The 24,603-nt window shown below is 64.8% G+C and carries 25 protein-coding genes and 2 pseudogenes; 10 read left to right on the forward strand and 17 right to left on the reverse strand.

The features are described from left to right. Positions 1–183 precede the first annotated feature (183 nt). On the reverse strand, positions 184–1,389 hold the full coding sequence (locus ACFLEY_RS07660; RefSeq protein WP_011090589.1) for an ABC transporter substrate-binding protein: 1,206 nt from the start codon (positions 1,387–1,389) through the stop codon (positions 184–186). 153 nt (positions 1,390–1,542) lie between these two features. Here ACFLEY_RS07660 and ACFLEY_RS07665 point away from each other — a divergent pair, with 153 nt between their 5' ends. From ACFLEY_RS07665 to ACFLEY_RS07680, 4 genes are all read left to right on the forward strand, one after another. Then, positions 1,543–3,156 (forward strand): acyl-CoA synthetase, encoded by a 1,614-nt coding sequence (locus tag ACFLEY_RS07665; RefSeq protein WP_060912699.1) that lies wholly within the window; start codon positions 1,543–1,545, stop codon positions 3,154–3,156. 87 nt (positions 3,157–3,243) lie between these two features. Further along, positions 3,244–4,047, forward strand: coding sequence for a hypothetical protein (locus tag ACFLEY_RS07670; protein WP_060908894.1), 804 nt, complete (start codon positions 3,244–3,246; stop codon positions 4,045–4,047). A 157-nt stretch (positions 4,048–4,204) separates the two neighbouring features. Then, on the forward strand, positions 4,205–5,221 hold the full coding sequence (locus ACFLEY_RS07675; RefSeq protein WP_060912698.1) for an alpha/beta fold hydrolase: 1,017 nt from the start codon (positions 4,205–4,207) through the stop codon (positions 5,219–5,221). Positions 5,222–5,236: 15 nt separating this feature from the next. Continuing rightward, on the forward strand, positions 5,237–6,184 hold the full coding sequence (locus ACFLEY_RS07680; RefSeq protein ID WP_060908893.1) for a fatty acid desaturase: 948 nt from the start codon (positions 5,237–5,239) through the stop codon (positions 6,182–6,184). A gap of 56 nt (positions 6,185–6,240) precedes the next feature. Here ACFLEY_RS07680 and ACFLEY_RS07685 read toward each other — a convergent pair whose 3' ends face one another. Together ACFLEY_RS07685 and ACFLEY_RS07690 are read right to left on the reverse strand one after the other, a co-directional pair. Next, entirely contained in the window at positions 6,241–6,474 is a 234-nt protein-coding gene (locus tag ACFLEY_RS07685; protein WP_027543365.1) for a hypothetical protein, read from the reverse strand. 136 nt (positions 6,475–6,610) lie between these two features. Continuing rightward, complete coding sequence (locus tag ACFLEY_RS07690; protein ID WP_028173778.1) at positions 6,611–7,591, reverse strand: YafY family protein; 981 nt, start codon at positions 7,589–7,591, stop codon at positions 6,611–6,613. An 86-nt stretch (positions 7,592–7,677) separates the two neighbouring features. Between ACFLEY_RS07690 and ACFLEY_RS07695 the strand changes: the two genes are divergently transcribed. Together ACFLEY_RS07695 and ACFLEY_RS07700 are read left to right on the forward strand one after the other, a co-directional pair. Continuing rightward, positions 7,678–8,322, forward strand: a complete 645-nt coding sequence (locus ACFLEY_RS07695; RefSeq protein WP_060908892.1) for a glutathione S-transferase family protein — start codon at positions 7,678–7,680, stop codon at positions 8,320–8,322. Between the two features lie 17 nt (positions 8,323–8,339). After that, positions 8,340–8,768 (forward strand): DUF6157 family protein, encoded by a 429-nt coding sequence (locus ACFLEY_RS07700; protein ID WP_011090582.1) that lies wholly within the window; start codon positions 8,340–8,342, stop codon positions 8,766–8,768. Here ACFLEY_RS07700 and ACFLEY_RS07705 read toward each other — a convergent pair whose 3' ends face one another. The 4 genes and pseudogenes from ACFLEY_RS07705 to ACFLEY_RS07720 form a co-directional block, all read right to left on the reverse strand. Continuing rightward, positions 8,769–9,554: an enoyl-CoA hydratase/isomerase family protein gene (locus ACFLEY_RS07705; RefSeq protein WP_060908891.1), complete on the reverse strand. Its 786-nt coding sequence runs from the start codon at positions 9,552–9,554 to the stop codon at positions 8,769–8,771. A 12-nt stretch (positions 9,555–9,566) separates the two neighbouring features. Next, entirely contained in the window at positions 9,567–10,676 is a 1,110-nt protein-coding gene (locus ACFLEY_RS07710; RefSeq protein ID WP_396604590.1) for a cyclic nucleotide-gated ion channel, read from the reverse strand. 175 nt (positions 10,677–10,851) lie between these two features. Continuing rightward, on the reverse strand, positions 10,852–11,070 hold the full coding sequence (locus ACFLEY_RS07715) for a hypothetical protein (RefSeq protein ID WP_211433549.1): 219 nt from the start codon (positions 11,068–11,070) through the stop codon (positions 10,852–10,854). 123 nt (positions 11,071–11,193) lie between these two features. Continuing rightward, positions 11,194–12,638 (reverse strand): annotated as a pseudogene (locus ACFLEY_RS07720) (TAXI family TRAP transporter solute-binding subunit). Between the two features lie 405 nt (positions 12,639–13,043). Between ACFLEY_RS07720 and ACFLEY_RS07725 the strand changes: the two are divergent. Then, positions 13,044–13,391, forward strand: coding sequence for a DUF3307 domain-containing protein (locus tag ACFLEY_RS07725; RefSeq protein ID WP_060912697.1), 348 nt, complete (start codon positions 13,044–13,046; stop codon positions 13,389–13,391). A gap of 221 nt (positions 13,392–13,612) precedes the next feature. Further along, positions 13,613–14,011: a hypothetical protein gene (locus tag ACFLEY_RS07730; RefSeq protein WP_028173785.1), complete on the forward strand. Its 399-nt coding sequence runs from the start codon at positions 13,613–13,615 to the stop codon at positions 14,009–14,011. On the opposite strand, the gene ACFLEY_RS07735 is transcribed toward ACFLEY_RS07730, so the two are convergent. Beyond that, positions 14,008–14,331, reverse strand: a complete 324-nt coding sequence (locus ACFLEY_RS07735; RefSeq protein ID WP_060912696.1) for a YkgJ family cysteine cluster protein — start codon at positions 14,329–14,331, stop codon at positions 14,008–14,010. The two genes, ACFLEY_RS07730 and ACFLEY_RS07735, sit on opposite strands and share 4 nt — an antisense overlap. A gap of 5 nt (positions 14,332–14,336) precedes the next feature. Beyond that, positions 14,337–15,035, reverse strand: a complete 699-nt coding sequence (locus ACFLEY_RS07740) for a YafY family protein (RefSeq protein ID WP_060908890.1) — start codon at positions 15,033–15,035, stop codon at positions 14,337–14,339. A 124-nt stretch (positions 15,036–15,159) separates the two neighbouring features. On the opposite strand from ACFLEY_RS07740, the gene ACFLEY_RS07745 reads away from it, so the two are divergent. Continuing rightward, on the forward strand, positions 15,160–15,423 hold the full coding sequence (locus ACFLEY_RS07745; protein ID WP_060908889.1) for a hypothetical protein: 264 nt from the start codon (positions 15,160–15,162) through the stop codon (positions 15,421–15,423). A 36-nt stretch (positions 15,424–15,459) separates the two neighbouring features. Then, the gene (locus ACFLEY_RS07750) at positions 15,460–16,188 is read left to right on the forward strand and encodes a glutathione S-transferase family protein (protein WP_011090573.1); all 729 of its coding nucleotides are present in this window, start codon (positions 15,460–15,462) and stop codon (positions 16,186–16,188) included. A gap of 313 nt (positions 16,189–16,501) precedes the next feature. Here ACFLEY_RS07750 and ACFLEY_RS07755 read toward each other — a convergent pair whose 3' ends face one another. The 8 genes and pseudogenes from ACFLEY_RS07755 to ACFLEY_RS07790 all read right to left on the reverse strand — a co-directional run bounded on the left by ACFLEY_RS07755 (position 16,502) and on the right by ACFLEY_RS07790 (position 24,601). Next, positions 16,502–17,653, reverse strand: coding sequence for an ABC transporter substrate-binding protein (locus ACFLEY_RS07755; protein WP_060908888.1), 1,152 nt, complete (start codon positions 17,651–17,653; stop codon positions 16,502–16,504). Positions 17,654–17,747: 94 nt separating this feature from the next. Continuing rightward, a complete protein-coding gene (locus ACFLEY_RS07760) occupies positions 17,748–18,167 on the reverse strand; it encodes a thioesterase family protein (protein ID WP_011090571.1) in 420 nt (139 codons plus the stop codon). 153 nt (positions 18,168–18,320) lie between these two features. After that, positions 18,321–19,082: a 3-hydroxyacyl-CoA dehydrogenase gene (locus tag ACFLEY_RS07765; protein WP_060908887.1), complete on the reverse strand. Its 762-nt coding sequence runs from the start codon at positions 19,080–19,082 to the stop codon at positions 18,321–18,323. 25 nt (positions 19,083–19,107) lie between these two features. Continuing rightward, the gene (locus tag ACFLEY_RS07770) at positions 19,108–20,991 is read right to left on the reverse strand and encodes a feruloyl-CoA synthase (RefSeq protein ID WP_060908886.1); all 1,884 of its coding nucleotides are present in this window, start codon (positions 20,989–20,991) and stop codon (positions 19,108–19,110) included. Continuing rightward, positions 20,988–21,797, reverse strand: a complete 810-nt coding sequence (locus ACFLEY_RS07775; RefSeq protein ID WP_011090568.1) for a crotonase/enoyl-CoA hydratase family protein — start codon at positions 21,795–21,797, stop codon at positions 20,988–20,990. Before ACFLEY_RS07775 ends, ACFLEY_RS07770 begins: the two co-directional genes overlap by 4 nt. Positions 21,798–21,927: 130 nt before the next feature. Further along, positions 21,928–22,514: pseudogene (locus tag ACFLEY_RS07780) on the reverse strand (DUF2270 domain-containing protein). A gap of 79 nt (positions 22,515–22,593) precedes the next feature. Beyond that, positions 22,594–23,052 (reverse strand): DUF3237 domain-containing protein, encoded by a 459-nt coding sequence (locus tag ACFLEY_RS07785; protein ID WP_028173788.1) that lies wholly within the window; start codon positions 23,050–23,052, stop codon positions 22,594–22,596. Between the two features lie 229 nt (positions 23,053–23,281). Beyond that, positions 23,282–24,601 (reverse strand): TRAP transporter large permease, encoded by a 1,320-nt coding sequence (locus ACFLEY_RS07790; RefSeq protein ID WP_028173789.1) that lies wholly within the window; start codon positions 24,599–24,601, stop codon positions 23,282–23,284. Between the last annotated feature and the right edge of the window lie 2 nt (positions 24,602–24,603).

The raw sequence follows: 24,603 nt of genomic DNA on the forward strand, positions 1-24,603 counted from the left end.
GCGTTGTTGTTGATCCAGGCGTGGGCTTTACACCCTTGTCGTCATTCCTAGCGCAGAGAGTGGCCGTCGGGAAAGGGGGCGGACCAGAATTTTCTGAGAGAGCGCTCGCTCGTTTTTTCCGTGCAATGCAATGCCGTGGACCCGCCCCGCGACGGAAGGCAGGTCCCCGATGCGCGCAAAGCGCTACTTCAGCAGCGGGCAGCCGCCGTCCTTCAGCGGCCGGAAGGCCTGGTCGGCCGGGACTTCGGCGAGCAGCTTGTAATAGTCCCACGGACCCCTGGATTCCTCGGGCTTCTTCACCTGGAACAGGTACATGCTGTGGACCATGCGGCCGTCCTCGCGCAAGCTGCCGTTGTCGGTGAAGGCGTCCCTCACCGGCAGCTCGCGCATCTTGGCCATCACGGTCTTGGTGTCCCTGGTGCCGGCGGCCTGCACGGCCTTGAGGTAATGCAGCGTCGCGCTGTAGGTCGCGGCCTGGTTCATCGTCGGCATCCGCTTGACGCGCTCCAGGAAGCGCTTGCCGAAGGCACGGGTCTTGTCGTTGAGGTCCCAGTAATAGGCCTCGGTGATGATCAGCCCCTGCGCGAGCTTCAGCCCCAGGCTGTGCACGTCGGAGATGAACATCACGATCGCCGCCAGGTTCTGGCCGCCGGCGACGATGCCGAACTCGCCGGCCTGCTTGATCGCGTTGATGGTGTCGCCGCCGCCATTGGCAAGCCCGATGATCTTGGCCTTGGAGGCCTGGGCCTGGAGCAGGAAGGACGAGAAGTCGGCGGTGTTGAGCGGATGCTTGACGCTGCCGAGCACCTTGCCGCCGGCGGCCTTCACGACGTCGCCGGTGTCGCGCTCGACCGAATGGCCGAACACGTAGTCGGCGGTGAGGAAGAACCAGGTGTCGCCGCCGTTCTTGACGATGGCGCTGCCGACGGTGTGGGCGTTGGCATAGGTGTCGTAGGTCCAGTGCGCGGTGTAGGGCGAGCAGGATTTTCCGGTGATGTCGGAGCTCGCCGCATCCGTCACGATCATGATCTTCTCGTACTGCTTCGACAGCTCCATCACGGCGAGCGCCGTGGCCGAGGTCGGCAGGTCGATGATCATGTCGACGCCCTCGGTCTCCCACCATTTGCGGGCGATGGTGGAGGCGACGTCGGGCTTGTTGAGCACGTCGGCCGAGACCATATCGATCGGCTTGCCGAACATCTGCCCGCCAAAATCCTCGATGGCCATCCTGGTGGCCTCGACGTTCCCCATACCGCCGATGTCGGAATAGACCGAGGAGAAGTCGGAGAGCACGCCGATCTTGAGCGGGGTCTGCTGGGCGGGCGACGGATTGATGAAAAGCGCAGACAACAGCCCGGCCGCAAGGGCGGCGCGTGCGATCCGATACATGACATTTCCCCCGATCTTTGTAGTTGGCGCGCCAGATTAGATTGCCCCGGCGAAGGGGCAATTCTTGCGTCATGACGCCGGCGCGCAGGGAATTTGACGCAGTCGACAGCGCCGACTACGCTTCGCGCAAATTGCAAATCTTGGGGAATGGAAATGTCCAGCGACACCGCAGCCACCATCTCGAAAGCGCGCGAGCATTCCATCGGCGATCTCCTGCGCCGTTCGGCGGGCCGCGATCCGGGTAAGCTCGCGATAAGCTGCGGCGGCGTGAGCTGGACGTTCGCCGAGATGGACGCGATCTGCAACCGGCTCGGCCGCGGCCTGCTCGGCCTCGGCGTCAAAAAGGGCGATCGTCTCGCCGTGCTCTCGCGCAACTCCCATGCCTTTGCCGCGCTCCGCTTCGCAGTGGCGCGGATCGGCGCGGTGCTGGTGCCGATCAACTTCATGCTCAATCCGGATGAGATCAGTTTCATCCTGAAGAGCTCCGGCGCAAAGCTGCTTGCGACCGGGCCTGATTTCGTCGAGCCCGCGCGCGCGGCAAGTGCGAAGGACTCTGCGGTCGAGAAGATGATCTGGCTCCCGGGCGAGGATCCCGCCACCGCGCCCGCCGGCCTAACCACCTTCGACGATCTGCTTCATGCCGACGGCTCGTTCCTGGAGGCGTCCGTCGACAGCCGCGACCTCGCGCAGATCGTCTACACCAGCGGCACGGAATCGCTGCCCAAGGGGGCGATGCTGACCCATGAAGCCGTGATGTGGCAGTATGTCAGCTGCATCATCGACGGCGGCATGAGTGTGGACGATAAATTCCTGCACGCGCTGCCGCTCTATCATTGCGCCCAGCTCGACGTGTTCCTTGGCCCGCAAGTCTATCTCGGCGCCTCCGGCGTGATCACGGGCAAGCCGACTGCCGACAACATCCTGGCGCTGATCCAGGCGCACAGGATCACGTCGTTCTTCGCGCCGCCAACGATCTGGATCGCGATGTTGCGCTCGCCCAATTTCGACAAGACCGACCTGTCGACCTTGCAGAAGGGCTATTACGGCGCCTCGATCATGCCGGTGGAAGTCTTGCTCGAGCTTCAGCGCCGTCTGCCCGCCGTTAAATTCTGGAACTTCTACGGCCAGACCGAGATCGCGCCGCTCGCGACCGTGCTGCGGCCCGAGGACCAGCTGCGCAAGGCCGGCTCGGCCGGCAAGCCGGTGCTGAACGTCGAGACGCGCGTGGTCAATACGGCGATGGAGGACGTCAAGGTCGGCGAGGTCGGCGAGATCGTGCACCGCTCGCCGCACCTGTTGTCCGGCTATTACAACGATCCCGCCAAGACGGCGGCCGCGTTCTCCGGCGGCTGGTTTCACTCCGGCGATCTCGCTACCGTCGATGGCGAGGGTCACATCACCGTGGTCGACCGCGTCAAGGACATGATCAAGACCGGCGGCGAGAACGTCGCGAGCCGCGAGGTCGAGGAGATGGTGTATCGTATCCCGGCGGTGTCGGAGGTTGCCATCGTCGGGCTGCCCGATCCGCGCTGGATCGAGGCGGTCACCGCGATCGTCGTGGTCAAGAGCGGCGAGACGCTCGACGAAGAATCCGTCATCAAGCACTGCGCCGGCCAGATGGCGCATTTCAAGGTGCCCAAGCGGGTCATCTTCGTGGACGCGCTGCCCAAGAATCCGAGCGGCAAGCTGCTCAAGCGCGAGCTGCGCCAGCGCTTCGTCGGCGGCGAGACCCTCGACAAGGCGATCCAGAAGAATTTCGGGACGTGAGGGGGCTTCGCCTTTCCCGCTTGCGGGGTTCTTGCCGTCGTCGATCTCCGGTCCATATTTGAAGCGTGACATCCTGGATCACGAGCCATGTCCCTCTGGACCTGCGAAACCTGCGGCGCGCAATTCCCGGCCAGCGAAAGACCTCCTGCGTCCTGTCCGATCTGCGAGGACGAACGTCAATTCGTGAACTGGAAAGGGCAGACCTTCCTCACCCGCGAGTCGTTGGCGGAAAGCCATCGCCTGATCTGTCGCGACGATCTCGGCCTGACCGGCCTTGCACTCGAGCCGAGCTTCGCCATCGGCCAGCGCGCCTTGCTCGTGCCGCTCGCAGACGGCTGCGTGATGTGGGACTGCGTGCCGCTGGCAATGCCGGAGGCGATCGCGCAGGTCCGCTCGCTCGGTGGACTGCAGGCAATCGCGATCTCACATCCGCATTATTATGGCGCGCTCGCCGACTGGAGCGAGGCTTTCGGCGGCATCCCGGTCTATCTGCACGCGGATGACCGCCAATGGGTGACGCGGCCGCATGCCTCGATCGTGCACTGGACCGGCGACAGCCATCGCATCTCCGACGACGTGGTGCTGCTGCGCAGCGGCGGCCATTTCGCCGGCGCCACCATGCTGCACTGGCGGCAGGGCGCGGACGGCAGGGGCGCGCTGCTCACCGGCGACATCGCGCAGGTGACGATGGACCGCCGCTTCGTCAGCTTCATGTATTCCTATCCGAACTACATGCCGCTCAATGCCGCTGCGGTGCGGCGGATCGCGGCCGCGGTCGAGCCGCTCGCCTTCGATCGCATCTACGGCGCCTGGTGGGGGCGCAACATCGCCGCGGGGGCCAAGGCCGCATTCGCGGCGTCGGTCGCGCGCTATCTGGCGGCCATCGCTTGAGCCAGCGAACCGGCCAGATACATCTTGCCACCTGCTAATATATGTACTATTCGTACAGTTATTAAGCGTGACGCAATGATGCGTGAGCGGCCCGGCATGATCGATGCATCGCCATTTCAGCGGCGCGTTCTGCGACCGCGTGAGCGGAGTTGAACGCATGACGGCGCAGCGCGACTATGAGACCTTCGAGGCCGGCGACGTCACGCTCCAGTCCGGGGCAATCTTCCCCTCGATGACGCTCGCCTACAAGACGTACGGCGCGCTGAGCCCGGCCAAAGACAACGTCATCCTCTACCCGACCTCGTTCAGCGCGCAGCATTACGACACCGAATGGCTGATCGGGGCCGGCGGCGTGCTCGATCCCGAACGCTACTTCATCGTCATCCCGAATCTGTTCGGCAACGGCCTGTCGTCCTCGCCCTCGAACACGGCTGGCCCGTTCCCTGAGCCGACCTACCACGACGCCATCGCGGTCCAGCACCGCTTTCTCACCGGGCGCTTCGGCATCTCGAAGCTCGCGCTGGTCTATGGCTGGTCGATGGGCGGCATGCAGGCCTATCACTGGGCGGCCCGCTATCCCGACATGGTGGAGCGCGCGGCGGTGGTGTGCGGCAGCGCCCGCTGCGCGCCCTATAATCATGTTTTCCTCGAAAGCGTGAAGGCCGCGCTGACCGGCGATCCCGCCTTCCGTAACGGCCGTTTCGTCGAGAAGCCCACCGTCGGCTACCGCGCGATGGGGCGCGTCTATGCCGGCTGGGCGATGTCGCACGGCTTCTATCGCGACGAGCTCTGGCGCGAGGCCGGTTTCAGCTCGCTTGAGGACTATCTCGTCCGTGGGTGGGACGCGACGTTCGCGCGGCGCGATGCCAACGACCTGCTGGCGCAGATTGGTATCTGGCAGAGCGGCGATATCAGCCGCTGCGCCGCATTCGGCGGCGATCTCGATCGGGCGCTCGCCGCGATCAAGGCGCACATGCTGCTGATGCCGGGCGCCACCGACCGCTATTTCGACGTCCGCGACAACGAGGACGAACTCGGTCGGCTGGTCAACGCAAAGTCGGCGGTGCTGCATCCGATCCCGTCGCTGCACGGCCATCGCGCCGGAAATCCCGTCAACAATCCACCCGACCAGGCCTTCATCAAGGCCGAGATCGCACAGCTCCTCAGCAAGTAAGACAGGCATCCGATCATGACTGACGCAACCGTTTCAGAGCCGGGCCACCGCCTGAAGCCGCTCACGCCGGCGATGCTGCGTGAATTGTCGGTGCGCTCCAATCTCAGGGGGGCCGCGAAAAGCCTCAGCCATTACGGCCTGGTCGTGCTGGTCGGCGCGCTGGTCTGGAAGGTCTCTTCGGCCTGGGGCGTGTTATGGGCCCTGCCGCTGATGGCGGTGCAGGGCTATTTCGTCGCCTTCCTGTTCATGGCGTTGCACGAGACCGCGCACAAGACCGCGTTCAGGAGCCGTGGCCTCAACCTTGCGGTCGGCTATCCTTCGGGCTTCATCATCGGACAACCTTACGAATATTACTGCCTGTTTCACTGGGACCATCACCGCTACACCCAGGATCCTGAGAAGGACCCGGAGCTGATCGTCGGCGTGAAGCCGAAATCCGATACGCAGCTGGCGCTCGCTTATAGCGGCCTGCTCCAGGTCGCCGGCCGCCTCTGGCTGATGCTCGGCCACGCCGTGACCGGCAAGGTCACGGTGCCCTGGATTCCCGAAAACAAGCGCGCCACCATCGTGCGTGAGGCGCGCGCCTATGCTGCGCTCTATGCGCTCCTGCTCGCGCTCTCGCTGTGGTTCTCCTCGGCGCTGCTGCTCTGGGTCTGGATCGTGCCGCTTGTCATCGGGCAGTTCTTCCTGCGGCCCTATCTCTATGCCGAGCACACCGGCTGCGACCGCACCCGCAGCGCCTTCCAGAACACGCGTACCACCTACACCGGCGCGCTCGTCAAATGGTTCGCGTGGAACATGCCTTACCACGTCGAGCATCACGCCTATCCCTCCATACCCTTCCACGCGCTGCCGAAGCTGAACGAGATCGTCGACGGCGAGATCGTCCATCGCGGCCGCGGCTATATCGCGACGACGCGCGAGACCTGGGCCTGGTTTCGCCGGCAGCGGCAGGCCGGCTAGGCAAATGCAAAACCCCGATCGCGGAGCGATCGGGGCTTTGTCGACAGCGCGAGATATCAGTAGATTCCGTAGGCGCAGACATTCACGACGCGGACGCGCAGGCCGTGGCGGGTCTGGACGACGCGCTCCTGGTAGCAGTTGTTGACGCCGGTGTTGACGTAGATTCCGCCAAAGCCCCAGCCGGGACCCCAGTGATGGTGGAAGCCGTGGGCCGAAGCGGCGGTGGGGGCGAGAGCGGCAACACCGAGCGAGCCGGCAGCGATCAGACCGAGTGCAAGCTTACGAAACATCTTCATTCTCCAGTTGGCGCGAGGCCGTTGTTGTGTCCCTGCATCTCGGTCGGGTCGAAACGCGAATGTGTTCACGGGGCGAGGGGAGAATCGTGTTTCAGGATTGTTTCGTCGGCTGCGGCGAGTTGCGCCGCCGTCATGCTTTCCGCGCCGCGCGATAGCGCGCGGCCATGGCCTGCGTCAGCTCGGCCATCTTCTCGCGGAGATCGGCGGGCTCCAGCACCTCGGCCTCGGGACCGAGCCGCAGCAATTCGGCCGCGGCGTGCCATGACGTCTTGCCGGTCGGCACCCTGGCAACGCGCCAGCCGTCCGCGTCGGCGGCGTCCTCGATCTGAGTGCGCGCCCGGACGTAAGGCTGGCTCAGCGCGTCGAGCAGTTTCACGCCGAACGGCGACAGCCGCACGATCGCGACATTCGGATGCATCTCGGCCTCGAGGCGCAGCGTGGCGGCCTGCCAATAGGCGGCGAGATCGAAATCGGCGGGACGATCGAAGCGCTCGTCGAGCGCCGTGCAATCGAGCACGCGCGCGACACGATAGGTGCGCACGCTGCCGTCGACCTGCCCTGCGAGATACCAGCCGCCGCCCTTCAGCACGAGCCCGAGCGGCGCCACGCGGCGCTGCTTTTCGGCGCGCCAGCTCTGGTAGCGGATCTTGATCAGCGTCCCGCGCAGGGCCGCACCGGCAATCGTGCGCAGGTGCTTTGGTTCTTCCGCCTCGCCGAACCAGCCGGGAGCGTCCAGGTGAAAACGCTCCTGCATCCGCCCGGCGTCCGCGCGCAGGTTGGCGGGCAGTGCCGCCATGAGCTTGTTCTGCGCGGCGATCATCGCCGCATCCAGCCCGAGTGCTGCCGCCGGCCCCGGCAAACCGGTCAGGAACAGCGCTTCCGCCTCGTTCTGCGACAGGCCGTTCAGCCGCACGCGATAGCCGTCGAGCAGGCGGTAGCCGCCCTCCGCGCCGCGGTCGGCATAAACAGGGACGCCCGATGCCGCGAGCGCGTCGATGTCGCGATAGATCGTGCGCACCGACACCTCGCAGGCTTGCGCGAGCTCGGGCGCGGTGACTTGCCCCCTGGCCTGGAGGGTGGTGAGGATCGACAGCATCCGGCTCGCGCGCATGACCCCTTAAACCATACCTGACACAGGATGTCAGGTATGGTCCGCTACAAGGCGCGCATCGCCAGACGGCCAGATGGAGACCTGCCATGACCGATCCGAACCGCATCACTCTGTATTATTCGCCGCAGACGCGCGCCACCGGCACCCGGGTGCTGCTGGAGGAGCTTGGCGCCCCCTACGATCTCCATGTCCTCAACATGAAGGCGGGCGAGCAGCGGCAGGGCGCCTATCTCGCGATCAACCCGCTCGGCAAGGTGCCGGCGATCCGCCACGGCGATGCGCTGGTGACCGAGCAGGTCGCCATCACCATTTATCTCGGCGACCTGTTTCCGCAGGCGGGATTGACGCCCGCGCTGGACGATCCGCTGCGCGGCCCCTATCTGCGCTGGATCGCCTATTACGGCGCATCGTTCGAGCCGGCCTTAATCGACAAGTTCATGCAGCGCGAGCCGGCACCGATCACGCAGTCGCCCTATGCCGATTACGACACCATGCTGGGTGCGCTCGAGGCGCAATTGTCGAAGGGGCCGTATCTGCTCGGCGAGCGCATGACAGCAGCAGACGTGCTATGGGGCGTCGCGTTCAGCTGGACTATGATGTTCGGCATCGTGCCGAAAAAGGACGTCTTCGTCCGCTATGCCGAGCGGATGACGTCACGGCCTGCGTTCCAGCGGATCAATGCGGCGGATGACGAGATGGCGGCGCAGCATGCTGCGGCTGCTGGCGGTTGAATGATCCAGGGTTGCAGATGACAATTCACACGACCAACTGCTTCAACACCTTCATCCGGGTCGCTGAAGACTGTCCGGCGCATACTGGCGAGGAGCCGCCGCTGCGCGCGGGAAAGCCGACAGTGGCGTCCCTGCAATACGAGATGATCGCCAAGGCACCCTACAAACACACGTCCGACGACGTGATCTTCGCGACGTCTGCGCCGGGACGCGAGCTCGATGTGAAGGCGACGAAGACGGAGAAGCGTGCGGCTCGTGAAGCGTTCTTCTCCCGGGGGCAGGCGTGCATGAGGGCATCGAGCCTGGGCAAGCGTTTTGGCTGGGGCGTTCATGCCGACAGTGAGGGCCGGATCGCGATTTACGCCGTCGACAGCAAACGCTACCAGGCGCTCGTCCGCGATCCCAAGCTCACGCAGGTGCGCGCGATGCGGTCGAAGCGGGCGTGATCAGAATTTCGGCGGCCGCTTTTCCGCGAACGCCTTGATGCCTTCCTTGATCTCGTCGCCGCGCATGCTGTCGCGGTGGCGCTGGTCGGCGGCTTGTTCATCCAATTCGCCGCGGGCGAATTCGTTGATGGCGCGCTTCATGCCGCGCATCGCCTGTGGCGCGTTGCCGGCGAGGACGCCGGCAAGCTTGTCGACCTCCTCGTCGAGGAATTCCACCGCCACCATGGCGGTGAGATAGCCGATCCGCAGCATCTCCGGCGCGCTGATCTTTTGCGCGGTCAAAAACAGCCTTTTCGCATTGTCGACGCCGAGCCGCGTCACGTAGCGTTTGATGCCGCTCCGGTAATAGTGCAGCCCGAGCCGCGCCGCCGGCATGAACATCTCGGCGGTGTCGACGCCGATGCGGAAATCGCAAGCGAGCGCGAGGTCGGTCGAGCCGCCATAGACGCCGCCATTGAGCCGGCAGATGGTCGGCACGCCGAGATCCTCCAGCCGGTTGACGACCGCTTCGAAGGCCGAGCCCGCGCTCTGCTGCTCGCTTGCGCTCACCGCGCGCTCGGCGACCGAATTCAGATCATAGCCCGCCGAGAAGGCACGCCCGGTCCCGGTCAGCACCAGCACGCGGATCGCGGGATCAGCCTCGATCCGGTCGAACAGTTCGACGAGTTCGCCTAGATCTTCGGCCTGGAGCCGGTTGAGATGCTTGGGACGATTGAGGCGGATGGTGGCCCGCGCGCCGTCGCGTTCGAGCACGGGGCCAGAGGCTGCGTCGGCTATATCCGACATTCTTGTCTCCCTTTACCTGTTTTCGAGCGTGCGCCGTTTCGCCTCGGCGTCGATGGTCTCGGCGAGGTCGGGATGCCGCGCCATCAGCACGCGGAAATCGACGAGATCGAGCACCAGGAGCCGCGACACCTTCGTGGTCGAGACGTTGGCGCCGCGCATGTTGTTGCCGAGCAGCGCCATCTCGCCGAAGAAGGCGCCTTCGCCGAGCTGAACCTTCTTGCCGGGCAGGTCGACCTCGACCGCGCCGGCAGCGATGAAATACATGCAGTCGCCCTGCGTGCCCTTGCGGATGATCATGGTGCGCGCCGGCAGCTCCATGGTCCGCAGCATATGGGTGACGTCGGCGATGGCCGCCGGTCCAAGCGCCGCGAAGAACGGCACCTTGCTGACGGATTCCCAGGTCTTGAGGAAATTGTCGCGCCGGGTCTCCGCGGCAAAGCCGGTTGCCAGGATACCGGTCCAGAGGCCGAACACGCCGAGGCCGGAGATCATCACCAGCGCCGCCACCATGCGCCCCAGAGGCGTCACCGGCACGACGTCGCCATAGCCGGTCGTCGTCAAGGTCACCACCGCCCACCACAGCGCCGCCGGCACGCTGCCGAAGGTCTGAGGCTGCACGTCCCGCTCCAGGAAATATTCGGCGACGGAGGCGAGGACGACCACCATCAGGAAGATCACGAGCACGCTGACCAGCGGCCCCGATTCCAGCACCAGGACACGGCGGAGCTGGCGCAGGCCCGGAATGCCCGGCACCACCTTCAGCACCCAGAGCACGCTGAGCAGCCAGGCCGTCCGAAGCTCGACGCCGAGAACCAGCGCGACCGGCACGGCCAGCGCTCCGATCGCATCGACGATGCCGGCGGAGGAGGACATGTAGAGCGCAAGGCGCTCGGTTCGCCTCATGTGGCGCAGCCGGACGACCCATTCGAACACGAAATAGGCGAGGCAGGCCCAGAGCAGGGCATCGACCCAGCGGGGCGCCGTCTCATAGGCCGGGCCAACCGTCAGCAGCACCATGCTGAGCAGGCCGACGCCGACCGCAACATAGGCCGCCTTGGTCATGTTGCGGCCGGCCGTGGCGGCCACGAACTGGGCCAGAGCGGAGATCAGCGGCTTGAACATGCGGGAAGGTGGCTCGGTCTTGGCTTTAGCGGTCTTCGCTTCAGCAGTCTTGGCTTTTGCGGTCCCGGCTGGGACCTCGGTGTCAAAGTGCCTGCCCGGGCCGAGGCCGTCAACGACGGGCGCGGGCCGCGGCAAATGGGAAGACGAAGGCGGGGGGCGGCAGCCGGTCCCGCCGCTACCTGAAATGCGGCGGCTCGTCGTAGCCGCGGCGGCTGCTGAAGAACAGCAGGACCATCAGGCCGATGCCCACGACGACGGAAAATCCCGCCCCCAGCGCGAGAGCCACATAGCCTTCCGTCAGGATCGGCTCGCCTTCGACCGCCATCGCGGAATAAGCGAAATAGCCAACCGCTGCCAGCATTCCCACGAGGAAGATCATGAGGAGTGTACGCATGGCGCGTTCTCCGGTTGTATCCGGAAACCAATGGTTGCGGATGGGGAGGGTTCCCGAGTTCCGGCGGTTGATCCTCCCGGAAGACGTCCGCCCGGCCTGCCCCGAGAGTGCCAGGTGGGCGGGTCAAGCGCTCTGCGCGGTCTTGACCACCACAACGTTGCTGTCGTCGTGCTGGGGAGGGCCGGCATCCTGGGCGGTCTCGTCGATCTCGCCGGCATGGCGCTTCAGGTAGTCGCGACGCATGCCGATCTCGTCGCGGACGAATTCGTAGCCGAGCTCAAGGTGTCGAGCCCGTCGGTACTGATCGTGCCGTCCCGGAGGCCGATGACCGCGCCGCGCAGGATGCCTTCCAGCTCGTCCTGGAGACATTCGAGCTGATCCAGGGAGTGGGCGTGCTCGATGCGCTCGCCGATGTCGAGGATGGCGGTGGAGAGCTCGCTGGCCTTCTCCGGTGCGATCCGGGTGATCTTGGCGTAGATGGCGGCGAAGATCGAGCCGATGACGCTGAGCGCCGCGGCGCCGAGATACATCAGGTCGCTGTATTTATCCATGAACGACTTGATGTCGTCGTTGATGTAATCGGCCGCGCCCTGATGCGCCATCACATAGGCGTCCTTCTCGACCGAGGCCGGCTCGATCCTGCTGGCGAAGCCGCTGTCGAGCCCGAGGGCCGACTTGTTCTCGTAGACGGTGCGCGCGAGTTCGCCCGCCGTGGCCGCCGACATCCTGGATTGCGCGACCAGCAGCCATTCCAGCCCGATCGTTTCGAGATCGTCCTCGGGAATTTCAGGCGAGACCGACAGCGTCCCTGCCGTCAGCGTCTCGTCGGCAATGCCGGGGAATTTGCGTGCCAGCGCCTTGGTCTCGTCGATTGCGTTGAGCGTGAAGCCGCCGCGTCTGGCGACCTGCTCATAGGCCTTGTCCCGCACCGCTTTCGAGGCGTGGACGATGGCGATCACCGCACCGAAGCCGTTTCCCGGCGCAAGCAGCTTGTCGAGTGTTGCGCCCTGCGGCGCCATCTGGATCCTGGCGGCGTCCGGACCGTCGGGGATGTCGAGGATGCCGCGGACGAAGGCAAGCGAGGACTCGTTCTCGGCGAGGACTGCGACCTTCTTCTTCTTCAGCTCGGCAAGCGACTTGATCTTCTTGTTGCCGGGTCCAAGCAGGAGCACGAGATCGTGCTCGAGGATCGCGAGCGTGCGCGCCCGCAGCGGGACCTTGGCGTCGGTGCGCAGCACGGCGAGGTCGGCCTGCTTGCGGTCGAACTGGGCAAGCGCCTTGGCATTGTCAGGGTTGTTGACGATCTTGATGCGGAAGCGCGAGGCGTTGTTCTTCAGGAGTGCGGCGAGCTTGGCCGCGAACAGCGCCTCGTCGCTGTTGGGTGCGCCGACGGCAAAGGTCAGCGTCTCCGAATTGTGCACCAGCGCGCGGCCGGCCCAGACGGTTGCAAGCGACAGCAGCAGGGTCAGCACGACGTACAGCAGGACCTGCTGCTGATTGGTCTTGATTACCTTGGGGCGCCGGGGCGGCGGTTCGACCGACGATGTGGTCGGGCCTTCAGTACTCATGGCAGCACTCTGGCCTTATTCTGGGTCGCGGGCGGCTCGCGGATCCGATCGCTGCGTGCGCCCCTGCAATTCTTAAACGCCTGAAAAAAGAACGATATTCTCTATCGTCAATGATAGCTTGCCGGTACCGGAATGCAAATTTCGAGCCGGAGGTAACCTTACTCCACGCCGACGCGGCGATTGGTCATCCTATCACCAGTTAGCCACAGTTGGCGATTTTCCGGTTCCCCCCGGCTGCATTCCGGTGCCGGAGGTGTCATAAATCAGAGGTCCCGGCGATTTGACCGGTCCAAGAAGAAGTTGCGCTGAACGCTCCAATCTTTTCTTGTCACCTCAATGAGGGCGTCAGCTTTGTCGTTTCCACCCATGTCATCGGCGGTTCCGGTTGAGGCGCTCATTGGCTGGATGTTGTTGCTCACGTTCAAGCACATCATCGCTGATTTCGTCCTGCAGACCGCCTGGATGGCGCATGGCAAGGACCAGAAGCACGGCTGGGCCCTGCCGCTCCTGGTGCATTGCCTGATTCACCTTGCGGTTGCGCTGCCGCTGATCCTGATCGTCGCGCCGAAATTCTGGTTCGTGGCCTTCATCGATTTCGTGATCCACATCACGATCGATCGCGCCAAGGGGTTCGTCTCCGCCAATTTCGGGGTCGACCTTGCGCACCCCTGGTTCTGGACCCTGATCGGCGTCGACCAGGCGCTCCATCACCTGACCAGCTTCGGCCTCTCCATCTTCATGGCGGCGAACTGATTGCTTGCACCGGTCATTCCGGGGCGGTCCTCAGGACCGAACCCGGAATCTCGAGATTCCGGGTTCTCGCTTCGCGAGCCCCGGAATGACGGCAAGTGGCAATTCCCGCCGCCTTCGATTCGCGGGGAGGGCACAAGGAACCCCGGGTGACTACCGTCAGGGGTGGTTAACCTTCCGTTAGAGAATTGCGCTGCATCTTCCCCACACGAGGGAGAACTGCAATGTTTTCAAGCCGCGACGCCTTTGAAAGCGATTTCTGCCCGGTTCGCGACGAGCTCCTTGGCGAGATGTATCGCGCCAGCGAGAGTGGCCTGCCGAGGTTGGTTGAGAGTGTTTCCCCTGACGCACGCGCGAAGCTGGCGCTGTTCTGCTATCGCCGCAGCCATTTGCATTCGCTGGCGGTCGCGATCGCGGGCAGCTGCAGCGAGCGCGACCTGATCGAGAACGGCGGCCGTGTCGGCTCGACGCTCTACGCGCTGTCGCGCGAAGGCGTCGCCAAATCCTCACCGTCGCTGTCGGGTGGCCGCAAGCCGATCACGCTGTCGACCAAGCCGCTCTCGGTGCTTGCACCGCTCGATGACGAGCTCGACGACGAAATCAGCGAAGCTGTCCCCGCCTAAGGGTTCGCGATCATCGGCAGCCCGAACTTCCGCCGCGCCATTGCGCATTCGGCGTCGCCCGGCATGCAGGTGCGACAGACTTCCGGTCGCACGGCGTAGATGCCGCAGGCGGTCTCTTTCCCGATCTCCCCACGCAACGCCGAGCAGCGATCGCCTTCGCAGCGCATGCCGGACTGTCGCGCATTGACGAGCGCCTCCGGGATCGCCGCAAGCTCCTCGTCGCTCTCGATCGAGAAGCGGGGCCAGTTCTCCGAATAGCCGCAGCAGGCGCCGCAGCTCTGGCAGCAGCTCGACTGGTCGATGGGGGATGGCTCTTCCATCGTCGTCACGTGTCCTTTGGCGGGCCCCAGACCAGGCTCTGCCGCCATTTTGCGCGCAGCACGTCGCGCCGCTCCGGATATTTCTCGTCGAGATAGGTCGCCTCCACGACGCGGTCGGTGCGGAAGCTGCGGAAGTCGCTGCGCAGCTCGCACCAGGCCGCGAGCAGGCGCACGGCTTCGAGATAGCCGACCGAGATCGGCCAGATCATGCGCTCGCTGGGGCGGCCCTGCTCGTCGCGATAGCGCAGCATGACCTTCTTGCCTTCGTGGATCTGGGTGCGCGTGCGCGCCATGTCGAGGCGGTCCGGCTCCCTGTTCCAGCTTGGCCGCGCGCGGCTCGCGGGCTCCAGCACGAAGGGGCGCAGGCGCTCAGGCACGGTGTCGGCGATCTTCGCCATCAGATCTTCGGCCGCGCGCGCCAGTGTGGAATCGGCATGGCCCGCGACCCATTGCGCGCCCAGCACCGCCGCCTCGATCTCGTCGGGCGTCAGCATCAGGGGCGGCAGGTCAAAACCCTTTTCCAGGATGTAGCCCATGCCGGCTTCGCCGCGGATCGGCACGCGCTGGCCGATCAGTGTCGCGATGTCGCGATAGATCGTGCGCTTGGAGGTCTCGAGCTCGGCCGCAATCGCATCCGCCGTCAGCGGCTTACGCGTGCGCCTCAGCACCTGGATGATCTGAAACAGCCGGTCGGCGCGTCTCATGACAATTCTCTTTCCAAATTCCTGACCGCAGCCCGCTCAAAATCCGGCGCGTGGATGCTGACAGGATGTTGGCAGCAGGGGGGGTCTATACCGGGACAACACATCGACTGAAGAGGATTTGTCCATGATCATTCCAACCCATTTCAGCCCGGCCGGTCCGCTGTGGCGGGCGCAGGCCGTGCTGCACGCTTTGGCCTTCAGCCGGCTCATGTTTTTCGATCTCACCGTCGCCGACCTCCGCGTTGCGCTCGCGACCATGGTGACACGCTCGCTGATCCAGGCTGCGGACGCGCTGGTCCGCCACATCATGGGCCGCGCCCGGCGAGGGGCCCGTTTCGCAGAAGATATCACGGCTGCTGCCACCATGGTGGCAGCAGCCCGCGGTTAGGTTCCGTCAACTCTTTCGGTGGTTCAGGAGAGCTTTATGATCACGCTTTACGGCTTTGGCACCGGCTTCGGCCTGCCGGAAATCAGCCCCTTCGTCACCAAGACGGAGGTGCAGCTCAAGATGGCGGGACTGCCCTACCGGAAGGAGCGCGCGATGCCGCCCGCCTCCCCCAAGGGGCAGCTGCCGTTCATCGACGACGGCGGCGAGGCGGTGGCCGATTCCACCTTCATCCGCGCCCATATCGAGCGCCGCTACGGCTTCGATTTCGACGCCGGGCTCTCGTTGCAGGAGCGCGCACAGGCCTGGGCGTTCGAGCGCATGATCGAGCATCACGTCTATTGGGCGCTGGTCGGCGCGCGCTGGGTCGATCCGATCAACTTCGCGAAGGGCCCGTCGCATTTCTTCGACGGCGCGCCGGAACACAATCGCGAAAAATTGCGCGAGGATGCGCAATTCCGTGTCGCCGAGAACTATCTGCTCTCCGGGCTCGGCCGCCACGCACCGGACGACGACGTCGATCTCGCGGTGCGCTCGCTGTTCGCGCTTTCGGTGCAGCTCGGCGACAAGGCCTATCTGATGGGCAACAAGCCCTGCGGTGTCGATGCCACCGCCTTCGGCGCACTCGCCGGAATCCTGACGCCGTTCTTCGAATCCGGTTTGCGGCAGCGGGCCGAGGGCTTCCCGAACCTCACCGCCTATGTCGACCGCATGATGGACAATTACTATCCGGAGTTCGCCTGGACCCCGCTGCGGCAGGCGGCTTGAGGCCTGATGCGATGAGACTCCTCTCGCACCTCGAAGGACGTGCGTTCCCTCCCCCCTTGTGGGGGAGGGCTAGGGAGGGGGGTAGCCCAGGAAAAGGTACCCGTTGTTGACGATGCATCGAGGGCGGGGCGCGACGGAAAGAATCCCCGTGTGGCACCCCCCTCCCTGCCCCTCCCCCACAAGGGGGGAGGGAACGGAGAGAGCACTGTTGGTGGCCGAACTTGATTCGACCTCACACTCGCTGATCTCAAAGCCAAAAGAAAAGAGCCGGCCCATCGGGCCGGCTCTCGTCGTCTCGAAACTGTCGCAGCGCTTACTTCACCAGCGTGTACTTGCCGTTCTTCACCGTGAGCAGGATGCGCGAGCGCTCGTCGAGGCCGTAGCGGTCCTTTTCGGTGAAGTTGTAGACGCCCTGGCTCGCCGCCAATTCCTTCTCCGACAGCAGCGCCTGGCGGATTGCTTCGCGGAATTCCGGCGTGCCGGGCTTGGCCGTCTTCAGCGCGGTCGGGATGACTCGCTTCAGGATCTCGAAGGCGTCATAGGAATGGCCGGCGAACTGGCTGCGGCTGTTCGAGCCGTACTTGCCTTCATAGGCCGAGTTGAGCGCGAGGCCCGGCTTCTTGGTGGCGGCTTCGTCCGGCTGGTCCTCGGGGTCCATGACGGGGCCCGAGGCCATCAGCACGCCTTCGGCCGCTTTGCCGGCGATGCGGATGAAGTCCATGCTGGCGGCGCCATGGGTCTGGTAGATCAGGCCCTGATAGCCACGCTCGCGCAGCTCGGTCTGCGGCAGCGCGGCCGCGGTGCCGGAGGCGCCGACCAGGATCGCGTCGGGATTGGCGGCGACGAGCTTGAGCACCTGTCCGGTCACCGACGTATCGGGACGGGCGAAGCGCTCCTCGTCCACGATGGTCATGCCCATCGGCACGGCCTGCGCCTTCAGGTCGTTGAACCAGAGGTCGCCGTAGGAATCGGAGTAGCCGATATAGCCGAGGGTCTTCACACCCTTCGACTTCATGTGGTCGTACAGCACCTTGCCCACGATCGGGATCGGCTGCGGCATCGCCACCGACCACTTCATGCGCTCGGGCGTGATCGGGAACGGCGCGAGGCCGAAATGCGGAATGCCGGCTTCGTTGGCGACGTTGGAGACCGCGATGGTCGGCGGCGTCAGCGCCGAGCCCATGATGATGTCGGCCTTGGATTCGGTGACGAAGCGGCGGGCGTTGGTGGTCGCGGTGGTGGGATCGCCGCCGTCGTCGAGCACGATCACCTTCAGCGGCACGCCGCCGATCTCCTTCGGCACGAATTCCAGCGCATTGCGCTCGGGAATGCCGAGGGCGGCGCCCGGGCCGGTCGTGGTGGTGGTGATGCCGATGGTGATTTCGCTGGTCTGCGCCAGCGCGGGCAGGGCCGGCAGGGCAAGCGTCGCCGCGGCGATCGCGGCGGTCAGGTAAAAGCGTTTCATCTATTGTTCCTCCCTTGACGTGTTTCTTTGAAAGCAGAAATCGGGGGGTAATTCAGCCCCCTCTTTTGGTGATGCGGCGATTTAGCTCCCCGATCTAACTTCCCGTGAACTTGGTCACCATTTCCGCCGGAAACGGCGCCGATTTCAGCTTCTCCGGATTGGCCGGGTCGCGGCCGACCAGGACGCGGGTCTCGAATGCCTCGATGGCGAGATCGGCGGTCTTGTAGACATTGTGCTTCACCTCGAAGCTCGAGCGCTTGATGCTCTCGATCTTCGTCTCGATGGTGATCCAGTCGCCATGGGTCGAGGGGATGTAGAACTTGGCCCGCGTGTCGACCATGGGGATACCGACCAGGCCGTATTTGTGGACCAGGTCCTGCTTCGAGAAGCCGGCCTTCTCGAACAGGACCGAGGTCGAATCGTCGAACATGCTGAAATAGCGCGGGTAATAGACGATGTTGGCGGGGTCGCAATCGCCCCATTGGATCTGTACGTCGCGTCGGTTCACGAACATGTGGTTGGTACTCGTTGGGGCCGGTTCTCACCTCTCCCGTAGGGAGAGGTCGAATTGCGCAGCAATTCGGGTGAGGGGTTTCGGTCTCTCGATAGTGCAAAGCCCCTCACCCGGCGCTGCGCGGAGGACGCTGCTGCAATATCGCTCATGAATTTACTTCGGCGCCATGCGCAGCGAGCCGTCGAGGCGCACCACCTCGCCGTTGAGGTACGAATTCTCGACCATGTGCAGCGCGAGCGCGGCGAACTCGTCGGCATTGCCGAGCCGGCGCGGGAAGGGGATCGCGGCCGCGAGCGAATCCTGGGCTTCCTGCGGCAGGTTCGCGAGCAGCGGGGTGAGGAACAGGCCGGGCGCGATCGTCAGCACGCGGATGCCGAACTGTGCGAGCTCGCGCGCGATCGGCAGCGTCATGCCGACGATGCCGCCCTTCGAGGCCGAATAGGCCGACTGGCCGATCTGGCCATCATAGGCGGCCACGGAGGCGGTGTTGATGATGACGCCGCGCTCGCCGGTCGCCTGCGGCTCGAGCTTGGACATCTCGGTTGCGGCGAGGCGGAGCATGTTGAAGGTGCCGATCAGGTTGACCTTGATCACCTTGTCGAAATCGGCGAGCGCCATCGGGCCGTCGCGGCCGACAACGCGTTTTGCCACGCCGATGCCGGCGCAGTTGACCAGCACGCGCGCGGGGCCGTGGGCCTTGGTCGCCTGCGCGATCGCAGCTTCAGCGGAAGCGGCGTCGGAGACGTCGCAGGTCACCGCCACGCCCTTGATCTCGGCGGCGACGGTTTCGGCGAGCTTGGCATTGAGGTCGCACACCGCGACCTTGGCGCCCTGCGCCGCCAGTCTTCGCGCGGTCGCCGCGCCCAGCCCCGATGCGCCGCCGGTGACGATGGCTGGCTGATCCTTCAACAACATGGCGTTCTCCTGTAGCGATGGTTTCTTAGCCGACCGATATCACACGGTCCGATGGATTGGCAGCGTAGAGCTCGTCGATCAGCGCGCCGCGATGCTCCAGCACCGCGCGCTGGTTGATCGAGCCCTTGTCGGTGACCTCGCCCTTGTCGATCGAGAGCGGCGTATCCATCAGGATCGCGCGCGTGATCCGCGTCGAGGAACCGGTAGCCGAGCCGAGGAATCGGGTCAGGCGCTCGCGAAAGGCCTCGCGCACCAGCCGGTCGCGCGTCGCGACGACGAGGTCGTCGGCCGGCAGCGTCGGGTTGACCAGCCTACAGCCGTCGAGGTCGAGCACGACCAGCGCGGAGACCTCGTCGCGGTTGATACCGGCGATGACGACGTCGCGCACCAGCGGTGCGCAGGCCGCAACGAAGCGCGCGCGCAAGGGGCCGACACTGACCCAGGTACCGCTCGCGAGCTTGAAGTCCTCGCTGACGCGGCCGTCGAAATCGAAGCCGGCGTTGAGATCATCGGGATCGGCAGGCTTGAGCGCGTCGCCCAACTTGTAGAATCCTTCCTCGTCGAAGGATTTTGCGGTGATATCCGCCTGGCGCCAGTAGCCGGGCATCACGTTCGGCCCCTTGGCGCGGACCTCGAGCTTGCCGTTGTTCGGCACCAGCTTGGCGTCGTTGCCGGAGACGGGGAGGCCGACATGGCCGGAGCGGCTGGTGCGCGGATTGACCGACATGAAGAACGGCGCGGTCTCGGTCGCGCCAAGGCCGGTCAGCATCGGCACGCGATAGCCTTTTTCCTTCACCGCGAGCTCGTCGAGGCTGTCCCAGACGAATGGCGACAGCGCCGCGCCCGAGAAGAACATCGCATGCAGCCGGTCGAAGAATTTCGCGCGCAGGCCCTGGTCGTCGCGCAGATAGGGCAGCAGCGACTCATAGCCCTTCGGCACGTTGAAATAGACGGTCGGCGAAATCTCCTGGAGATTGCGCACGGTCTCCTCGATGCCGCCGGGCATCGGCTTGCCGGCGTCCAGATACATCGAGCCGCCATTGTAGAGCGTCAGGCCGATATTGTGGTTGCCGCCAAAGGTGTGATTCCAGGGCAGCCAGTCGATGATGACGGGCGGCTCGTCCTTGAGGAAGGCGAGGGTCTCGCGCAGCATCACCTGGTTGGCGCAGATCATGCGCTGGGTGTTGATGACGGCCTTGGGATTGCCGGTCGAGCCCGACGTCAGCAGGAATTTTGCGATCGTATCGGGGCCGATCTTGCCGTGGACGCCGTCGAGATCGCCGCGGATCGGCGTCGCCATGAGGTCGGCGAGCAGCGTGACGTCGCGGCCCGCCACATGGCCGTAGGAGGCGGCGATCTCGGTGCCGAGCGAAACATTGGCAGCGAGCGCATCTGAGAACTTGTCGGCGTCCTCGGCGAAGACGAGGCCGGGCGTCAAGAGCTTCATCAGATAGGAGAGCTTGCCGTAGTCCTTCGACACCAGCGAATAGGCCGGCGATACCGGGCAGAATGGAACGCCGGCATAGAACGCGCCGAAAGCCAAAAGCGCATGGTCGATCGAATTGCCGGAGAGGATGACCACCGGCCGGTCCGCCGACAAGCCGCGCTGGATCAGCGCCGAGGCGATGTGCCGGCTTGCGGTGAGCAGCTCGGCATAGGTGATCTTGCGCCAGCTGCGGCCGCCTTCGCGCTCCGCCATGAAGACGCGGTCCGGCGTCGTCGTCGCCCAATGATGCAGGCGGTCGGTGATGCGGACGGGATAGTCGCCGAGCGGCTGCTTCGGTCGCAGGTAGATCGTCCCGTCCTCGCGCCGTTCGATATTGACGACGGGATCGCCGAACGAAATCGGCCGCAGCGGGAAAGTGCTTGCGCCGCGCTCCGTGCCGGAAGAGGACGGCTGTGCACTCATGACTTTGGCTTCACCTTCGCGGTCTTGTGCTCGAGGAATTCGCGGATCCTGCGCTTTGCTTCCTTGTCGCTCTGGGCGACGGTGGCCATCAGCGATTCCATCAACAGGCCGGTCTGCGGATTGGCTTCCGCGATCATTGGCAGCGCCTGGAGCACGGCGAAATTCGTCAGCGGCGCGTTGGAGGCGATCTTGGTCGCAAGCTCCAGCGCCTTGCCGAGCCCGTTGCCGGCTTCGGTCAGATATTGCGCAAAGCCGTAGGAAGCGCCTTCGGTCGCGCTATAGACGCGGCCGGTCAGCATCATGTCCATCATCCTGGCAACGCCGATCAGCCGCGGCAGCCGCACCGAGCCGCCGCCGCCGACGAAGATTCCGCGCTGCCCCTCCGGCAGCGCGAAATAGGTGGAGGGCTCGGCGACGCGAATATGGGCGGCGCAGGCGAGCTCCAGCCCGCCACCGATCACGGCACCCCGGAGTGCGGCGATCACGGGCACGCGGCTATACTGGATGCGGTCGAACACCCGGTGCCACATCTGCGAATGGAGCAGCCCGCCGGTCGCGTCGTGCTCCGTCAGTTCGGACAGGTCGAGGCCGGACGAGAAATGGTCGCCGATGCCGTGGATGACGACCGCGCCGATATCCTCGGGCAGGGACGCAAAGCACTCGCCGATTTCCAGGATGATGCCGTCGTTGAGCGCATTGCGCTTGGCCGGCCGGTTCAGGCCCACGGTCAGAACCCTGTCCGCCCGCTCGATCCTCAACAGCCCGGAGGCACCCGCGTCAGCGGTCTCGGCGTTTCCCTGTGTCATTTGCGTCCTTATCAGAATAGTTATGTTGTATAACGAATTTACAAGGAGTCAACAAGGGAGGCCCTCCCTGGCGTCGGGGCAGCTACGCTCGTCTCGGCTCCCCCCGGGGAACGGGTAGCCGCCGATGTCATCAGCCCATCGCCACCCGGTCGCCCTTGGTCCCGTGCTCGCGTCGGTCGAGCCACATCGTGCCGAGCGCAAACGCCAGCCACCCGAAATTGTAGGCAAAGCCTACGATCAGAACGACACAGCCGGGAATCGGTCCGACGGCGGCGCGATCGATAAGTTCCGTCAAGGTCATTGCAGGCGTCGGATGGATTGCAATCTTGCCGTAATAGGCTGTCGCCTGGATGGCGAATATCCAGACGTAGTTGCGACGCAACCGCCGTCCGGTAGCGCGGACAAATGAAATGTGATGGCGGGGCGCAGTGTAGTCGCGCGCGAGAACGGCCTTCCAGCTATCGTCGTGCGCTTCACCGGTGAAGATTGGCGCATAGAAATTCCTCTCCAGCCAACGAGCCCGGGCACGCCAGACATTGAAATAGCGATAACGCCGATGCCCATCGTGACGATCGCCCAATTGGTCGTGTTGTCGAGCCGCGTTCGCCAGATCGTCGATCGATAGACCTCGCCGCGGTAGAGATGAGCGATGGCGCCCATTTCGGCGGAGTCGAAGGTGTGTTGGGGGACTGGTTCGCTGGAAGCCATAAGAGACATGGTGGGACTCCCGTGGTCTGCACAACTTGGTGCAGATCACATTCTGAACCAGGTTCGCCCTGGGTCAAAGACCGATTCCTCACATCACCTGATGGACGTCGATCACGACGCGGTCCGCGTGGCGTGCGGCTGAAGCTACAAAAATGTGCTCCATCAGCCAGCGATACTTTTCATGCCCGGTCTCGAATCGCGGCACGGTCCGGAAATAGATCAGCTTCGGATCGACCGGCTCGCCGCGCTTGAGCTTTTGCAGCAGCTCGACCGGGCCGAAGCGGATGCCCTTGTTCTCGACATAGACGATGGCGCCGTCGGCGGTCTCGAAGGCGTATTTCGCTTCGAGGTCGATCAGCTCGTTGGGGCGGATGGTCTGGAAGTCGGCGCCGAACGGCAGCACCTTGCCGGTGACCGCGCCCGTCACCTCGCCGCCGATGATCGGAATGATGCGGCGGACCCCGATGCCGGTCTCGCCGGCGGTGACGACGTCGCCGATGCGGGCGGTGATGGTGAAGACGTATTTGGTGTCGAGGGTGGGGGTCATCGGTCACTCCAACGGTCACACGGTCAGAAGGCGCCGGTGTCTTCGCCTCGCCCCGCTTGCGGGGAGAGGCCGGAGTTCAAGCGCAGCTTGAATTCCGGGTGAGGGGGAGTCTCCGCGAGTCCGACTGTCACCGTCCCCGTGGAGGCTCCCCCTCACCCCAGCCCTCTCCCCGCAAGCGGGGCGAGGGAGATCACCGCCGTTGCGGCGAGAGCCCGCATTCAATCCATCATCAGTGCGCCATCATCCGCGTCGGCAGCCACGTCGCCAGCAGCGGGAAGGCGATCAGGATCACCAGCCGCACCAGGTCCGTCGCCACGAACGGGATCACGCCCTTGAAGATGGTGGAGAAGGAGACATCCTTCACCACGCTTTTTATGACGAAGACGTTCATGCCGACCGGCGGATGGATCAGGCCGAGCTCGACGGTCATCACGATGATGACGCCGAACCAGATCGGGTCGAAGCCGAGATGCATGATGACGGGGAAGATGATCGGCACGGTGAGGATGATCATCGCCATGGCGTCCATCAGGCAGCCGAGCACGAGATACATCACCATGATCAGTGCCAGCACGCCGTAGGGGCCGAGGCCGAGGCCGGTCAGGAATTCCGTCACCTTCTGCGGCGTCTGCGTCACCGTGAGGAAATAGCCGAAGATCAGCGCGCCGATCAGCACGGTGAACACCGCGGCGGCGGTGCGCGTCGCCTGGAGCAGCGAGGCCAGGATCTTCTCGCGGTCGAGCCGGCCGGTGACGACGCCGATGATGAAGGCGCCGGTGGCCCCGACGCCGCCGGCTTCCGTCGGCGTGAAGCGCGGCAGGAAGGGCAAGCCGTAAAGGCCGCCGATGACGAAGACGAACAGCAGGACCGGGGCCCAGATCTCCTTCAGGCCGGCAAAGCGCTCGCGCCACGGCAGCACCTTGCCCTTGGGCAGGAAGTCCGGCCGGAAGTATCCGATTAGGGCGATCGTGATCATGTACATGGTCATCGCCAGCAGGCCCGGAATGATGCCGGCGATGAAGAGTTTTCCGATGTCCTGCTCGGTGATGATGCCGTAGACCGCCAGCACGGTGGAGGGCGGCAGCATCGCGCCGAGCGTGCCGCCGGCCGCGATCACGCCGGTCGCGAATGACTGCGGATAGCCGAAGCGGCGCATCTCGGGATATGCGACCGCGGAGAAGGTCGCGGCGGTCGCAACCGAGGAGCCGCAGATCGCGGCAAAGCCGCCGCAGGCCCCGACGGTGGCGATGCCGAGCCCGCCGCGCAAATGTCCGACGAACCCGTTGGCGGCGCGGAACAGCTCGCGGCTCATGCCGGAATTGCTGACGAAGGAGCCCATCAGCAGGAACATCGGGATGACGCCGAACGTGTAGTCGGTGACCGTGCGCATCGAGGTCTGGCCGACCAGCTTCAGCGCCGGCGTGGCGCCGACCAGATAGGAGAAGCCGGAGACGCCGACGAGGCCCATGGCCATGCCGACGGGCACGCGCAGCAGCATCAACGCAAACAGGGAAACGAAGCCGATTACGGCGACGGCATCGGTGCTCATGA

This window comes from Bradyrhizobium sp. YCK136 (assembly GCF_044570075.1).
In the GTDB taxonomy this organism is placed as follows: domain Bacteria; phylum Pseudomonadota; class Alphaproteobacteria; order Rhizobiales; family Xanthobacteraceae; genus Bradyrhizobium; species Bradyrhizobium diazoefficiens.

Bases quoted from the DNA above. Each gene is read 5' to 3' on its own strand.
- ACFLEY_RS07775 (WP_011090568.1), bottom strand. From the start codon at position 21,797: ATGACACAGGGAAACGCCGAGACCGCTGACGCGGGTGCCTCCGGGCTG.
- ACFLEY_RS07685 (WP_027543365.1), bottom strand. From the start codon at position 6,474: ATGTTTCGTAAGCTTGCACTCGGTCTGATCGCTGCCGGCTCGCTCGGT.
- ACFLEY_RS07785 (WP_028173788.1), bottom strand. From the start codon at position 23,052: ATGACCCCCACCCTCGACACCAAATACGTCTTCACCATCACCGCCCGC.
- ACFLEY_RS07660 (WP_011090589.1), bottom strand. From the start codon at position 1,389: ATGTATCGGATCGCACGCGCCGCCCTTGCGGCCGGGCTGTTGTCTGCG.
- ACFLEY_RS07750 (WP_011090573.1), top strand. From the start codon at position 15,460: ATGATCACGCTTTACGGCTTTGGCACCGGCTTCGGCCTGCCGGAAATC.
- ACFLEY_RS07675 (WP_060912698.1), top strand. From the start codon at position 4,205: ATGACGGCGCAGCGCGACTATGAGACCTTCGAGGCCGGCGACGTCACG.
- ACFLEY_RS07790 (WP_028173789.1), bottom strand. From the start codon at position 24,601: ATGAGCACCGATGCCGTCGCCGTAATCGGCTTCGTTTCCCTGTTTGCG.
- ACFLEY_RS07665 (WP_060912699.1), top strand. From the start codon at position 1,543: ATGTCCAGCGACACCGCAGCCACCATCTCGAAAGCGCGCGAGCATTCC.
- ACFLEY_RS07695 (WP_060908892.1), top strand. From the start codon at position 7,678: ATGACCGATCCGAACCGCATCACTCTGTATTATTCGCCGCAGACGCGC.
- ACFLEY_RS07670 (WP_060908894.1), top strand. From the start codon at position 3,244: ATGTCCCTCTGGACCTGCGAAACCTGCGGCGCGCAATTCCCGGCCAGC.
- ACFLEY_RS07700 (WP_011090582.1), top strand. From the start codon at position 8,340: ATGACAATTCACACGACCAACTGCTTCAACACCTTCATCCGGGTCGCT.
- ACFLEY_RS07740 (WP_060908890.1), bottom strand. From the start codon at position 15,035: ATGAGACGCGCCGACCGGCTGTTTCAGATCATCCAGGTGCTGAGGCGC.
- ACFLEY_RS07725 (WP_060912697.1), top strand. From the start codon at position 13,044: ATGTTGTTGCTCACGTTCAAGCACATCATCGCTGATTTCGTCCTGCAG.
- ACFLEY_RS07710 (WP_396604590.1), bottom strand. From the start codon at position 10,676: ATGTTCAAGCCGCTGATCTCCGCTCTGGCCCAGTTCGTGGCCGCCACG.
- ACFLEY_RS07715 (WP_211433549.1), bottom strand. From the start codon at position 11,070: ATGCGTACACTCCTCATGATCTTCCTCGTGGGAATGCTGGCAGCGGTT.
- ACFLEY_RS07770 (WP_060908886.1), bottom strand. From the start codon at position 20,991: ATGAGTGCACAGCCGTCCTCTTCCGGCACGGAGCGCGGCGCAAGCACT.
- ACFLEY_RS07690 (WP_028173778.1), bottom strand. From the start codon at position 7,591: ATGCGCGCGAGCCGGATGCTGTCGATCCTCACCACCCTCCAGGCCAGG.
- ACFLEY_RS07745 (WP_060908889.1), top strand. From the start codon at position 15,160: ATGATCATTCCAACCCATTTCAGCCCGGCCGGTCCGCTGTGGCGGGCG.
- ACFLEY_RS07735 (WP_060912696.1), bottom strand. From the start codon at position 14,331: ATGGAAGAGCCATCCCCCATCGACCAGTCGAGCTGCTGCCAGAGCTGC.
- ACFLEY_RS07765 (WP_060908887.1), bottom strand. From the start codon at position 19,082: ATGTTGTTGAAGGATCAGCCAGCCATCGTCACCGGCGGCGCATCGGGG.
- ACFLEY_RS07705 (WP_060908891.1), bottom strand. From the start codon at position 9,554: ATGTCGGATATAGCCGACGCAGCCTCTGGCCCCGTGCTCGAACGCGAC.
- ACFLEY_RS07760 (WP_011090571.1), bottom strand. From the start codon at position 18,167: ATGTTCGTGAACCGACGCGACGTACAGATCCAATGGGGCGATTGCGAC.
- ACFLEY_RS07755 (WP_060908888.1), bottom strand. From the start codon at position 17,653: ATGAAACGCTTTTACCTGACCGCCGCGATCGCCGCGGCGACGCTTGCC.
- ACFLEY_RS07730 (WP_028173785.1), top strand. From the start codon at position 13,613: ATGTTTTCAAGCCGCGACGCCTTTGAAAGCGATTTCTGCCCGGTTCGC.
- ACFLEY_RS07680 (WP_060908893.1), top strand. From the start codon at position 5,237: ATGACTGACGCAACCGTTTCAGAGCCGGGCCACCGCCTGAAGCCGCTC.